Origin of the sequence: Streptomyces iconiensis (assembly GCF_028657195.3) — a bacterium.
GTDB classification, from domain to species: Bacteria; Actinomycetota; Actinomycetes; order Streptomycetales; family Streptomycetaceae; genus Streptomyces; species Streptomyces iconiensis.
The window spans coordinates 110828-123844 of sequence record NZ_JANCPR020000001.1; the positions used below are offsets into that span (position 1 = coordinate 110828).

Below are 13017 nucleotides of genomic sequence, written 5' to 3' on the forward strand. Positions count from 1 at the left end.
CATCGACCTGTCACCGGGCGGCGTCATGATCGGTGCAATGTGTTGAACACGGGCGTCCCTCCCGGGGCGCCGATACGGCATCCCGCATAGTGATACGCCCCCTGGCGGTGCACTGGTGCTCGGTTATGCTGCGGACATCATGCGTTTCGGGCTGCTTCTTCTTAGCTGCCGCGGCGAGGGCCTGTAGCCATCACGGCCGACCCCCTCCCCGCGGAGTTCGGTGCTGTTCGTCGGTCCCAGAAGCCCTTCGCCTCCCGCTCGTAGTGAGGCGCCCGCAGCGAGACTCATCACCTCGGCCGGGCCGTACGAGCCGTGCGAATCCGTCACAGGAGCCCCACGCGACATGAGCCCTTCCACGCCCCACGCCTCCGTCGGCCGCGCCACCCCCATCACGGCGAACGCCGTACGCCAGCGCCCCTCCGGTCTGCCCGTGCACCGGTACGGGCAGTACGAGGCCGTCGACATCCCCGACCGCACCTGGCCCGGGGCGCGCATCACGCAGGCGCCCCGCTGGCTGTCCACCGACCTGCGGGACGGCAACCAGGCACTGATCGACCCGATGTCCCCCGCGCGCAAGCGCGAGATGTTCGACCTGCTGGTACGCATGGGCTACAAGGAGATCGAGGTCGGCTTCCCCTCCTCGGGGCAGACGGACTTCGACTTCGTGCGCTCCATCATCGAGGAGGGCGCGATCCCCGAGGACGTGACGATCTCCGTCCTCACCCAGGCCCGTGAAGAGCTGATCGAGCGGACCGTCGAGTCCCTGATCGGCGCACACCGCGCCACCGTCCACCTCTACAACGCGACGGCGCCGACCTTCCGCGAGGTCGTCTTCCGCGGCACGCGCGAGCAGGTCAAGCAGATCGCCGTGGACGGCACCCGGCTGGTCATGGAGTACGCCGAGAAGCTGCTGGACGACCGGACCAGCTTCGGCTACCAGTACAGCCCCGAGATCTTCACCGACACCGAGCTGGACTTCGCGCTGGAGGTCTGCGAAGGCGTCATGGACGTATGGCAGCCGGAGGAGGGCCGGGAGATCATCCTGAACCTGCCCGCCACGGTCGAGCGTTCGACGCCCAGCACCCACGCCGACCGCTTCGAGTGGATGGGCCGCAACCTGTCGCGGCGCGAGCACGTGTGCCTGTCCGTACACCCGCACAACGACCGCGGTACCGCGGTGGCAGCCGCCGAGCTGGCCGTCATGGCGGGCGCCGACCGCGTGGAGGGCTGCCTGTTCGGGCAGGGCGAGCGCACCGGCAACGTCGACCTGGTCACCCTGGGCATGAACCTCTTCAGCCAGGGCGTCGACCCGATGATCGACTTCTCGCAGATCGACGAGATCCGCCGCACCTACGAGTACTGCAACCAGATGGAGGTGCACCCGCGCCACCCGTACGCGGGCGACCTCGTCTACACCGCCTTCTCCGGCTCCCACCAGGACGCCATCAAGAAGGGCTTCGAAGCGATGGAGGCCCGCGCGGCCGAGGCGGGCAAGAGCGTCGACGACATGGAGTGGGCCGTCCCGTACCTGCCCATCGACCCCAAGGACGTCGGCCGCTCCTACGAGGCCGTCATCCGCGTCAACTCCCAGTCGGGCAAGGGCGGCATCGCCTACGTGCTCAAGGGCGAGCACAGCCTGGACCTGCCCCGCCGGATGCAGGTGGAGTTCTCCAAGATCATCCAGGGGAAGACCGACACCGACGGCGGCGAGGTCACACCCGCGGCCATCTGGGCGGCCTTCCAGGACGAGTACCTGCCCACCGAATCCGGCTGGGGCCGCATCGCGCTCAAGGGCGCGCAGACCTCGGCCACCAGCGAGGGCCAGGACGCGCTGACCGTCGAGGCCGTCGTGGACGGCGAACCCGTCGTCCTCAGCGGCACGGGCAACGGCCCGCTCGCCGCGTTCTTCGACGCGCTGCACGCCATCGACGTCGACGTACGCCTCCTGGACTACGTGGAGCACACGATGAGCGAGGGCGCCGGCGCACAGGCCGCCGCCTACATCGAGTGCGCCGTGGGCGGCCAGGTGCTGTGGGGCGTCGGTATCGACGCGAACATCGTCCGCGCCTCGATCAAGGCCGTCGTCTCCGCGGTCAACCGCGCGGGGCGCTGAGCGCACCACGGGCGCCGGCACCACGGGCGTCGGCGTAACGGGGCCGGTTCGGATGCGGCTGGTTCGCACGGGGTCGGTCCTGATGGGGTCGGTCCGGATGGGGTCGGTCCGGTTGTGACAGGGCGAGGGTGGTGGAGCTGCGCGGCTCCACCACCCTCGCTGTCGCGGTTCGCGGGCCGGAACCGCCGCCTTCATCCGGCCCGGTTCAGGGGCGGCTTGGCGGGATCCGGCGGGGTCAGCGCACGCCGCGGGGTGCGCCGGGTGAGAGGCGGCGGCGCAGAGGGGCTGACGGCGCGGTGGGCATGTGGTTAACATCACGTCACCCGGCAGCGTTGCCGAATCGTGATGGAGGTGCGGTGCTATGCGTTCCCGTGACCGCCGGAGCCGCGCGGGCGAAGACGCGAAGCGCATCCGCCTCGCGGGTGTCCGCACGAGCTGGCGCACCCTCGACGACGGGGACTTCTTCTGCCCCGAGTGCGGTGGTGACCGCCGCTACAGACGCCGTACGGGCCGCCGCCGCTTCGTCGTACTCAATGTGCCGCTGGTGCCGCGCGGTCCCGCCGGGCCCGTCGTCGAGTGCGTTGCCTGCCGCGCGCACCTCCCCTCCGACGTGCTGGACCACCCCACCACCACCCGGCTGTCCACGATGCTGCGCGAGGCGGTGCACAGCGTGGCCCTCGCCGTGATGGCGGCGGGCGGGGCCGAGGCGCGCCCCGTGCGTACCGCGGCCGTCGAGACGATGTGCGCCGCCGGGTTCCCCGGGTGCACGGAGGACGAGCTGACGACGCTGCTCGCGGCGCTGACCGCCGAGGGCCAGGGCGGGGTGTCGCTGGAGATCGAGCTGCACGAGGTACTGGCGCCGCTCGCACCCCACCTGGCGGTGCCGGGACGGGAGAGCCTGCTGTTGCAGGGCGCCAGGATCGCGCTGGCCGACGGGGTCTACTGCTCGGCGGAGCGTGAGGTGCTGGCCACGGTCGGGCGCGCGCTGGGAATCGGCGCCGACGACGTGGACCGCCTGCTGGCGGAGGCCCGCACGCCCTCCTGAGCCGGGTACGCCGTTCTGAGCCGGGCCGTATGGCGTCCTGAGCCAGGCTGTACGACGTCCTGAGCCGGGCCGTACGGCATGAGGTGCGAGGCCGTACGGGCCCTGAGTCGAGGCGCGTACGGCTTGAGGCGCGAGGTGTGTACGGCGTTGAGGCGCGTTCGGCGCGAGGCACGTACGGCCATGAGTCGAGGCGCTTTCGGCGCGAGGCGCGTTCGGCGTGCGGGGTGGAGCCGGTGGCAGACTCGGTCTTATGAGGACGGACAAAAGGGGCGATCCGCTCGATGTGCGGCGCGGTGTTCCGCAGGGTGCCGAGGGGCGCGCGGCCGAACTGTACTGGGAGGCGTTCGCCGACAAGCTCGGGCCCGCGCTCAAGCCCCGTGCCAGGGGCGTCGCTTTCCTCGCGGCCCACATGAACCGCGACCGCGCCGTGTGCGCGCTGCGGGACGGCGCGCTGGTGGGCCTCGCGGGGCTCCAGTACGAGGGCCGCTCCCTCACCCGCGCGGGCCGGCGCGAGATGATCCGCGCCTATGGCCCGCTCAGGGGCCCCTACCGTTACGCGCTGCTCGCGACGTTCAAGGAGGCGCCGGGCAGGAGCGAGCTGAAGCTGGACGGCATCGCCGTGGACGCCGCCGCACGGGGGAGGGGGATCGGCGAGCTGCTGATCGAGGAGGTGTCGGAGCTGGCAGCCGAGACGGGGCACTCCGAGATCACGCTCGACGTGGTGGACAGCAACCCGCGCGCACGCGGCCTGTACGAGCGGCTCGGCTTCACCGCCGTGAGCACCAAGCGGACGCCTCACCTGCGCCGCGTGATGGGGTTCGGAGCCGTGACCCTGATGCGCAGGCCGGCCGGCGGCTGAGCACGCGGACCTCGGGGTCGGGGCGGGGGCCGCCTCGGGTTCGCCGCGGGGCCGCCTCGGTGTCTGTCGGGGCGCGTGGACCGCGAGGACCGGACGCAGGGGCCTCGGTGCAGGTGACCAGGGAGCACGGCACCGGCCCGCCCGCCCCGCCAACTCCGGGGTTACGCACGGGTATTGACTCCTGCCTGCCGCGTTGATGAGGTCCCGGCATGACGAGCCTGACCTCGAAGGTCCCTCCGAAGCCCGGGCCGCTGCCCCGTTTCCCCGACACGTTCCTGTGGGGTGTGTCGACCTCCGCGTTCCAGATCGAGGGCGCGCTGGACGAGGACGGACGCGGGCCCTCCGCCTGGGACGCCTTCATGGTCGAGCCCGGACGGGTCAAGGACGGCGGTACAGCGGCCACCGCCACGGGGCACTACCACCGCTGGCGCGAGGACCTCGCGCTGCTGAAGGAGCTGGGCGTCGGCGCTTACCGCTTCTCCGTCGCCTGGCCGCGCGTCCTGCCCTCCGGCGGCGGTGAGGTCAACGTGCGGGGGCTCGACTTCTACGACCGGCTCGTCGACGAGCTGTGCGCCGCAGGTATCCAGCCTGTGCCCACGCTCTTCCACTGGGACACGCCCCTGCCCGTCGAGGAGCGCGGTGGCTGGCTGGAGCGGGACACGGCACGGCTGTTCGCCGACTACGCCGACACCGTCGCCGCGCGTCTGGGCGACCGCGTGGCGCACTGGATCACGCTCAACGAGCCGGCCGAACTGACCCTCCTCGGCTACGGCCTGGGCGAACACGCCCCCGGCAGGCGGCTGTTGTTCGACGCGCTGCCCGCTGCGCACCATCAGCTGCTCGGGCACGGCCTCGCCGTACGGGCGCTGCGGGCGCGGGGTGCGCGGTCCATCGGTATCGCCAACTCGCACGGGCCCGTCTGGCCGCTGTCCGACAGCGAGGAGGACACCGGCGCAGCCGGCCTGTACGACCTGCTCACCAACCGGATGTTCGCCGACCCGCTGCTGCTCGGCCGGTACCCGGACGAGGGCCTGGCCGCGATGCTGCCAGGCCCCGTCGAGGACGATCTGAAGGTCATCTCCGAGCCCCTGGACTGGTACGGCGTCAACTACTACCAGCCCACCCTTGTCGGCGCGCCCGACCCCGCAGGCCGGGGCGGCGAGTTCGCCGGGATCGGGCTGCCCGCCGAACTGCCCTTCGGCATACGGGAGATACCCGGCAAGGAGCGCACCGGGTTCGGCTGGGCCGTCGTCCCCGAAGGGCTCTCGGAGACCCTGCGCACCTTTCGCGACCGCTACGGCGACCGGCTGCCCCCCATCATGATCACGGAGAACGGCTGCGCCTATCCCGAGGCGGCCGACGACGCGCGGCGCATCGCCTTCCTCGACGGGCACCTGCGCGAACTGCACGCCGCCGTCGCCGAAGGGATCGACGTACGCGGCTACTTCGTCTGGTCGCTGATGGACAACTTCGAGTGGGCCGAGGGCTACAGCCAGCGGTTCGGGCTCGTGCACGTCGACTACACCACCCTGGAACGCACTCCGAAGGACTCCTTCCGCTGGCTGCGGGACGCGCTGAGACAGCAGCGCGGCGGCGCGCGATGACCCTGCCGGCGCCGGACGCGGGCGCCCCGGACGCCGAACCACAGGGACCGGCACCCGCCGGCCCCGTACAGGACCCGCCGGGCGCCGGGGCCGATCCGTTCGCCGAGCCGACCGAGCGCGTCACGCCGCGCTGGACGGCGGCACTCTCGCTCGCCAACGGCTCGGTGTGGGTGGGCTGGTACGGGCCCATCCAGGTGCTGCTCGCGCTCCAGGCGGCCGAACTCGCCCCGGCAGGCTGGAGCAAGGAGTCCGTGCTCGCCTGGGTCACCGGCATCGGGGCAGCCGTCTCCCTCGTCGCCAACCCCCTCTTCGGCGCGCTCTCCGACCGCACCGTCTCCCGCTTCGGGCGGCGTACGCCCTGGGTGGTGGCGGGCGTTCTGGGCGGTGCGGCGGGGCTCGTACTGCTCGCGCTTGCACGTGACGTCACCACGATGGTGCTGGGCTGGTGCGTGGTGCAGCTGGCGCTCAACGCCACGTTCGCCGCCGTCGTCGCCGCTGTGCCCGACCGGGTACCGGTGCGTCAGCGCGGCGGTGTCGGCGGCTGGCTGGGCGTCTCGCAGACCCTCGGCATCGTCCTCGGTACGGGCCTGGCCATGGCCGCCGGCGGTATCACCGCCGGGTACCTCGCGTGCGCGCTGTTCACGGTGCTCGCCGTCGCGCCGTACGTCCTGCTGCGCCAGGACACCCCGCTGCCCGCCGCGCGGCGGCCCCCGTTCAGCTGGCGGGGGTTCGCGGCCGGGTTCTGGATCGACCCGCGCGTGCACCGCGACTTCGGCTGGGCCTGGCTGACCCGCTTCCTGATCAACCTGGGCAACGCCCTCGCGCTGCTCTACCTCCTGTACTACTTCCGCGACGTGCTGTACGCGGGGGACGGTGAGAAGGCGGCGAGCGGCGTGCTCGTCGTGACGGCACTCAACGCCGTGCTGCTGCTGGCCACCGTCGTCGTCGGCGGCGTCTGGTCCGACCGGGTCGGGCGGCGCAAGCCGTTCGTACTGTGGGCGGGCGTGGTGATGGCCTTCGCTGCCGGGATCATGGCGTTCTGGCAGAGCTGGACCGGCGTCCTCGTCGCCGCCGCGCTGCTCGGCATCGGCTTCGGCGTCTTCACCTCCGTCGACTTCGCGCTCATGGCCGACGTACTGCCGGCGGCAGCGCACCGGGGCAAGGACCTGGGTGTCATCAACATCGCCAACTCCCTTCCCCAGGTGGCTGCTCCTGCGCTGGCCGCGCCCCTGGTCAACCACCTGGGCGGCTACCCGGTCCTCTACCTCGTCTCCGCCGGGGTGGGACTTCTCGGGGCCGTACTGGTGGGGCGTATCCGGGGCGTCGCATAGCGGCAGGGAACCTGCCCGACAGCGCCCGCGTTCCGGGTCCCGTGGCCTGAGCCGGGGCCCCGGCCCGGAACCGTCTCCGACGGCTCGAACGTCTACGCTGGTGCCTTCCACGTCAGGGACTTGACGGGCAGTTACGGGACGGAGTGTGCGGGTGGGTCCGGGGGAGGCGAACGGCGGAGAGCTGATCGGCAAGGTGCTCGGGGAGCGTTACCGGGTGACCTCGGTTGTCGGGCGCGGCGGTATGGGCGTGGTCGCCCGCGCCGTGGACGAAGTGCTGGGCAGAGAGGTCGCGGTCAAGATCCTGCGGGCCTTCACCGACACCTCCGCCTTCGAACTGAGCGACCTGCGCGACCGGATGAAGCGGGAGGCCCAGGCGGCGGCCCGTATCCGGCACGGCGGCGTGGTGACCGTGCACGACGTGACCGAGGACGGGGGCCTGCCGGTCATCGTCATGGAACTCGTCGACGGGCCCTCGCTCGACGACGTGCTCAGCGAGCGCGGCACCCTGGAGCCGCGGGAAGCCGCCGCCATCGGCGCGAAGCTGATGGACGCGCTCGACGCCGCGCACCAGGTCGGGGTGCTGCACCGGGACGTGAAGCCGGGAAACGTGCTGCTGGAGCGCGGCGGCCGGGTGGTCCTCACGGACTTCGGCATCGCGAGCATGGGCGCCCAGGGCGACGACGCGGTGACCAAGCTGACGCGCAGCGGCGACCTCGTCGGCTCGCTCGACTTCCTGCCGCCCGAGCGCGCGCAGGGCAGGGAACCCGGACCTGCCTCGGACATCTGGTCGCTCGGTATGACCCTGTACGCGGCCGTCGAGGGCACCTGGCCGTTCCGGCGCACCTCCGTGTGGTCCACGCTGGCGGCGATCGTCACCGAACCCCTCACGGAGCCGCGCCAGGCCGGCGCTCTCACGCCTGTGCTGCACGCGCTGATGGCCAAGGACCCGGCGAACCGCCCCGACGCCGGGCAGGCCCGCGAGATGCTGGAGCAGATAGCGGCGGGCGGCACGCTGAACCTCTCCGCGCCGCCCCCGGCCCCGTCTCCGTCCACGTCCGCCACTCCGGGCGCCCCGGCGTCCCCGGCGACCCCCGCTTTCGGGCCGCCTCCGGCTTCGGCGTACGGGCAGGAACCTCCCGCTTACGGGCAGGAAGCCCCCGCGTACGGGCGGGAAACCCCCGCGTACGGACCCGCCGCCGGGCCGGTTCCAGGACCCGCGGCGTCCGCCTTCGGCCCGCCGCCCCCACCGCACACCGCCTCGCAGCCGGGTGGCCCGTACCCGGGCGGCCGGCAGCTGGCCGGTCAACAGCACCCCGGACAGCCGCCCGTCGGCCCGCCGGGAGCCGCCGACGGCGCTGCCCGCTCCGCACCCGACCGCGCGCGGCGGCGCAGCCGTACGCTCATCGCCGCTGCGGTGGCCGCCGTGCTGCTAGCCGGCGGCGGTGTCACGTACGCGCTGACGGGCAACCAGGGCGGGACGGACGACGACCCGAAGGCGCCGCAGGCCGCCGCCCCTTCCGGCAAGGGGTCCGGCGAGCCCGACCAGGACAAGAAAGACGCGCGCAAGAAGTCACCGAGCGCCTCACCGTCCCACGACGTCCACAAGAAGCCCTCCAGCGCGCCCCCGCAGCGGCCGAGCAGGCCGGGCGAGGAGCGGCCCGGGGACAAGAAGCCCGACCGCAAGCCCCGGCCGGGCGACAAGGACGGCACGACAGGCCCGTCCCAGGCCCCGCCGCCCAAGCCCCGCCCCATCTCGAAGAGTTGCACCGGCTGGACCCACAAGAACCCGAAACCGGGCACCTACGGCATCATGTCCGGCAGCTACCACCTCACCACCGGCCCCTACCAGCGCTGCTCCGCCGTCACCCTGGCCAAGTCCGGCGCGAAGCTCTGGTACCACTGCTCCGTCGTCAACGCCCGCGGCAACAACTGGACCTACGTCCGCATAGCCGGCACCAACACAACGGGCTGGATGTCCAACGACAACCTCACCCGCCAAAGCGGCCCCTCGACCCGCTGTTGAGGCCACCGCGTAGGTAAGGGCGCCCCGAAGGGGGTGCGGGTCTGTGTCATGTGCGGCTCCGCCGCGTGGGCGCGCCAAGCCACAGGCTGAGGGCGCCACGTCAGGCGCCCCGAAGGGGCGCGGGGAACTGCGCGCCAAGCCACAACTCACGGGGCAGCCCGCAACGCACAGCAAGCAGCACCCCCTCCCTCGGCAAAGCGCCCAAGGCAGCCCGCAAGGGCCGGGCACGGCACAGGGAGTACGCCCCCAGGAGTACGAGTCGCCTTCACACACCCCGGGCGGTAACGCCCACCTCGCCCCCGCGAGCGACGCACGCGGGCGCCGTCGCCGGAAGTCTGGTGGTGACCGGACATCCCGACGGAGTGAGGGGGCCCCGATGGGACCCGTGACGACACGGACACAGACCGACAGACCGGAGGAACACCCGGCGCCACCGGGTGAAGGTGGCGGTCACGGAGGCGACGGCGGCCACAAGGGGCGCGGTGGACAAGAAGGACGCGGTAGCCCCGTACGGGGGTCGGGGCGCCGCAGGAGCCTGCCCTGGGCGGTGATCGGCCTGTGGCTCGTGGTGCTCGCGCTGGCCCTGCCGTTCAGCGGAAAGCTGGGTGACTCCACCCGCGACCAGCCCACCGACTACCTCCCGGCGAGCGCCGACTCGACCCGTGTGCACAAGCTCCTCGACCAGCTCCCCGGGGGCAACACCACCGACCTGCTCCTGGTGCACCACCGCGACGGCGGCCTCACGGCGGCCGACAGGGAAACGGCCCAGCGGCAGGCGCGGGCGATCACAGGGGAGTACGAGAGCACGGGCGGCAAGGCCGTTCCGCGTTCGGTGCCTGCCAAGGACGGCAAGACGCTGCTGACCGCTTTCTCGCTCACCGGCATGGAGGAGGAGGCCCGCGACAAGGCCGTCGGCGACATCCGCGAGTCGCTCGCCGATCCGCCGAGCGGGCTCCAGGTCGAACTCGGCGGCCCCGGGGCGCTGGAGGCCGACAGCAGCGCGATCTTCGATTCGGCCGACTCGACGCTGATGCTGGGAACGGCGACGGTCGTCGCCATCCTGCTGATCCTCACCTACCGCAGCCCGGTGCTGTGGCTGGTCCCGTTGACGGTGGTCGGCTTCGCCGCGCTCTCCTCGATGGCGCTGGTCTACGGGCTTGTGCAGGCGTTCGACCTCACGGTCACGACCATGAACACCTCCGTGATGACGGTGCTCATCTTCGGCGCCGGCACCGACTACGCGCTGCTGCTCGTCTCCCGCTACCGGGAGGAACTGCGGCGCCACGAGCGGCCGTTCGACGCCATGTCCGCCGCGCTGCGCGGCTGCGGGCCGGCGGTACTCGCCTCCTCGGCGACGGTCGCGGCGGGGCTGCTGTGCCTGCTCGCCGCCGACCTCAACAGCGTCAGCGGCCTCGGACCCGTCGGCGCCATCGGCGTCCTGTGCGCACTGGTCGCCATGGGCACGCTGCTGCCCGCGCTGCTGGTGCTGCTGGGGCGGCGCGTCTTCTGGCCGCTGATCCCCGCTTACGGCAGCCAACTCGTCGCGCGGCGCTCGCTGTTCACCTTCATGGGCACCTCGGCGGGACGCCGCCCGGTCGCCGTCCTGGCGGGCGGGGCCGCGCTGCTGGGCGCGCTCGCGCTGGGTTCGGTCGCGCTTCCGGGCGACCTGCGCCCGCAGGACACCTTCACCGACAAGCCCGAGTCCGTCTCCGCCATGGAGACCGTGCAGACCTCCTTCCCCGAGCGGAGCCGTCAGCCCGTGACCGTGCTGGCGCGCACAGGAGAGGCCGCACGCGTGGAGAGCACCGCCAAGTCCGGCGACGGCGTGGCGCGCGTGGAGCGCGGGCGCAGTGGAGGCGGCTGGACCGAGTTCGCGGTCTTCGCCGAGGGCGGCCCCGGCTCCGAACGGGAGAAGGACACGATCCACGACCTGCGCGGCGAACTCGGCTCCCTGGAGGGCGCAGGCGCGCTCGTCGGCGGGCCCAGCGCCGAGCAGATCGACCTGGAGGAGGCCAACGCCGACGACCGCGCCGTGGTCATCCCCCTCGTGCTGGCAGCCGTGCTGATCATCCTGATCGCGCTGCTGCGCAGCCTCGTCGCGCCGCTCATCCTCGCCGCGGCCGTCGTCGCCTCGTGGGGCGCGGCGATGGGCCTGGGCGGGCTGGTGTTCGGGCCCGTTCTGGGCTTCGAGGGCCTGGATCCGGGCGTTCCGCTGCTGTCGTTCGTCTTCCTGGTCGCACTCGGCGTCGACTACGGCATCTTCCTGATGCACCGCATGCGGGAGGAGTCCCTGCGCGGCGCTCCCGTGGCCGAGGCCGCGCTCACCGCGCTGCGGACGACCGGCGGCGTCATCGCCTCAGCGGGGATCGTGCTGGCCGCCACCTTCTGCGTCCTGGCGACCATGCCGATGGTGATGATGGCCGAGCTGGGCTTCGTCATCGCCGTGGGCGTCCTGCTGGACACGTTCCTGGTCCGTACGTATCTGGTCACCTCAGCGAGCCAGTTGCTCAGGCGCTGGATGTGGTGGCCGGGGCGGCTGTTCCGGGAGGAGGGTGCGGCGAAGGCGCGGCAGGGCGAGTGAGCTACGGGGAGCGGGCACCTGTCTGCCGGACCACGCCCCGGCAGACAGGCACCCGCTCCCGCCCCACACCCCCGGCTCCCGCCCGCACTCCGCCGGCTCCCACCCGCCCCGGCTCCCCGCCGCTGTTCCAGCCCTCAGGGGCCGAACTCCCCTCCCATGCAGCAGGATTGGAGGCGTGAAGATGCCCCGGGATCCGCTCACCTCGGTCATGACCCGCCCCCTGCGCTCCCCGCAGGAGGAGAGGGTGCCGGTCTCCCGGCGCGACCTTCTCCTCGCGCTCGCCGTCACCGTCGCGCAGACGGTGACGGCGCTGCTCGCGGGGCCGGGCGACGGACACCCGCCCACCGCACTCGGCTGGGCCCTGCTCACCCTCTCGGGTGCGGCACTGACCTTCAGGCGCCGCGCGCCCTGGCTCACGATCGTGGCCATCGTCCTGTGTGTCGGCCCGTACCACGCCCAGGACTTCACCCACTCCGCCGCCGTTCCCGCCGCGCTGATCGCGCTCTACTCCATGGCGGCTGCCGGGCCGCCGCTGCGCTCGTTCGCCACCATCGGCGTCATCGTCGGGGTCATGGCGATGGTCATGGGAGGCGCGGGCGCCACCCACCAGCTCACCGAGATGCTGCGCACCTCGGGCTGGCTCGTCGTGTGTGTGCTGTTCGGCGAGACCATACGCATCCACCGCAACTACGTACGCGCCGTCGTCGAACGGGCCGAACGGGCCGAGCGCACCCGCGAGGAGGAGGCGGCGCGGCGCGTGGCGCAGGAAAGGCTGCGCATCGCGCGCGATTTGCACGACCTGCTCGCGCACAGCATCACCCTCATCGGCGTCCAGACCTCCGTCGCCGCACACGTGCTCGTCGCCGACCCGGAGCGCCTCGACAAGGAGGCCGTCGCCAAGGCGCTCGACGGCATCTCCGACACCTGCCGCTCGGCACGCGCCGAACTGCGTACGACGCTGGAGGTGCTGCGCGCCGACGACGCGGGCCGCGCGGGGCCGCTGCCCGGACTCTCCGGGCTGCCCGACCTGGCACGGGCCGCCTCGGGCGCGGGCGCGCGCGTCGAACTCGCCGTCCGCGACTCGGCGTTGGAGGCCGAGCCGGCACCGGCCGTCGGTGCCGCCGCCTACCGCATCGTGCAGGAGGCCATGACCAACGCCGTGCGGCACGCGGGCGCCTCGGTGGCGATACGGGCCGTGGTGGAGGGCGCCGAGGGGATGCTGCGCGTCAGCGTCGTCGACGACGGCGGTGAAGAGGAGCCCGAACCCGAACCCGAACCCGATCCGGAACCGGCGCCCGACGCCCCCGCTCCCGTCACCCGCGTGCCCGGATTCGGCATCGCGGGCATGCGCGAACGGGCCCGCAGCGTCGGCGGCACGCTGGAGGCCGGCCCGCGCCTGCGCGCCCCCGGCTTCGCCGTCACCGCGCTCCTGCCGGTGGGCGGCCCCGGCTGACCGCCGCC

Annotated in this window: 8 protein-coding genes; all 8 read left to right on the forward strand. The window is 72.7% G+C overall.

What is annotated here, in order from left to right; genetic code table 11:
- Window positions 1-343: 343 nt before the first annotated feature.
- Entirely contained in the window at window positions 344-2113 is a 1770-nt protein-coding gene (leuA, locus tag NMN56_RS00470; RefSeq protein WP_274039871.1) for a 2-isopropylmalate synthase, read from the forward strand.
- 361 nt (window positions 2114-2474) lie between these two features.
- Entirely contained in the window at window positions 2475-3158 is a 684-nt protein-coding gene (locus NMN56_RS00475) for a TerB family tellurite resistance protein (protein ID WP_274039870.1), read from the forward strand.
- A gap of 250 nt (window positions 3159-3408) precedes the next feature.
- On the forward strand, window positions 3409-4017 hold the full coding sequence (locus NMN56_RS00480; protein WP_274039869.1) for a GNAT family N-acetyltransferase: 609 nt from the start codon (window positions 3409-3411) through the stop codon (window positions 4015-4017).
- A gap of 209 nt (window positions 4018-4226) precedes the next feature.
- Window positions 4227-5621, forward strand: coding sequence for a GH1 family beta-glucosidase (locus tag NMN56_RS00485; RefSeq protein ID WP_274039868.1), 1395 nt, complete (start codon window positions 4227-4229; stop codon window positions 5619-5621).
- The gene (locus NMN56_RS00490) at window positions 5618-6952 is read left to right on the forward strand and encodes an MFS transporter (RefSeq protein ID WP_274039867.1); all 1335 of its coding nucleotides are present in this window, start codon (window positions 5618-5620) and stop codon (window positions 6950-6952) included. Before NMN56_RS00485 ends, NMN56_RS00490 begins: the two co-directional genes overlap by 4 nt.
- A 151-nt stretch (window positions 6953-7103) precedes the next feature.
- On the forward strand, window positions 7104-8975 hold the full coding sequence (locus NMN56_RS00495; RefSeq protein WP_274039866.1) for a protein kinase domain-containing protein: 1872 nt from the start codon (window positions 7104-7106) through the stop codon (window positions 8973-8975).
- Between the two features lie 376 nt (window positions 8976-9351).
- Entirely contained in the window at window positions 9352-11556 is a 2205-nt protein-coding gene (locus NMN56_RS00500; protein ID WP_430542435.1) for an MMPL family transporter, read from the forward strand.
- Between the two features lie 181 nt (window positions 11557-11737).
- Entirely contained in the window at window positions 11738-13009 is a 1272-nt protein-coding gene (locus NMN56_RS00505) for a sensor histidine kinase (protein ID WP_274040001.1), read from the forward strand.
- Window positions 13010-13017: the final 8 nt, after the last annotated feature.

Bases quoted from the DNA above. Each gene is read 5' to 3' on its own strand.
- leuA (WP_274039871.1), top strand. From the start codon at position 344: ATGAGCCCTTCCACGCCCCACGCCTCCGTCGGCCGCGCCACCCCCATC.
- NMN56_RS00475 (WP_274039870.1), top strand. From the start codon at position 2,475: ATGCGTTCCCGTGACCGCCGGAGCCGCGCGGGCGAAGACGCGAAGCGC.
- NMN56_RS00480 (WP_274039869.1), top strand. From the start codon at position 3,409: ATGAGGACGGACAAAAGGGGCGATCCGCTCGATGTGCGGCGCGGTGTT.
- NMN56_RS00485 (WP_274039868.1), top strand. From the start codon at position 4,227: ATGACGAGCCTGACCTCGAAGGTCCCTCCGAAGCCCGGGCCGCTGCCC.
- NMN56_RS00490 (WP_274039867.1), top strand. From the start codon at position 5,618: ATGACCCTGCCGGCGCCGGACGCGGGCGCCCCGGACGCCGAACCACAG.
- NMN56_RS00500 (WP_430542435.1), top strand. From the start codon at position 9,352: ATGGGACCCGTGACGACACGGACACAGACCGACAGACCGGAGGAACAC.
- NMN56_RS00505 (WP_274040001.1), top strand. From the start codon at position 11,738: ATGCCCCGGGATCCGCTCACCTCGGTCATGACCCGCCCCCTGCGCTCC.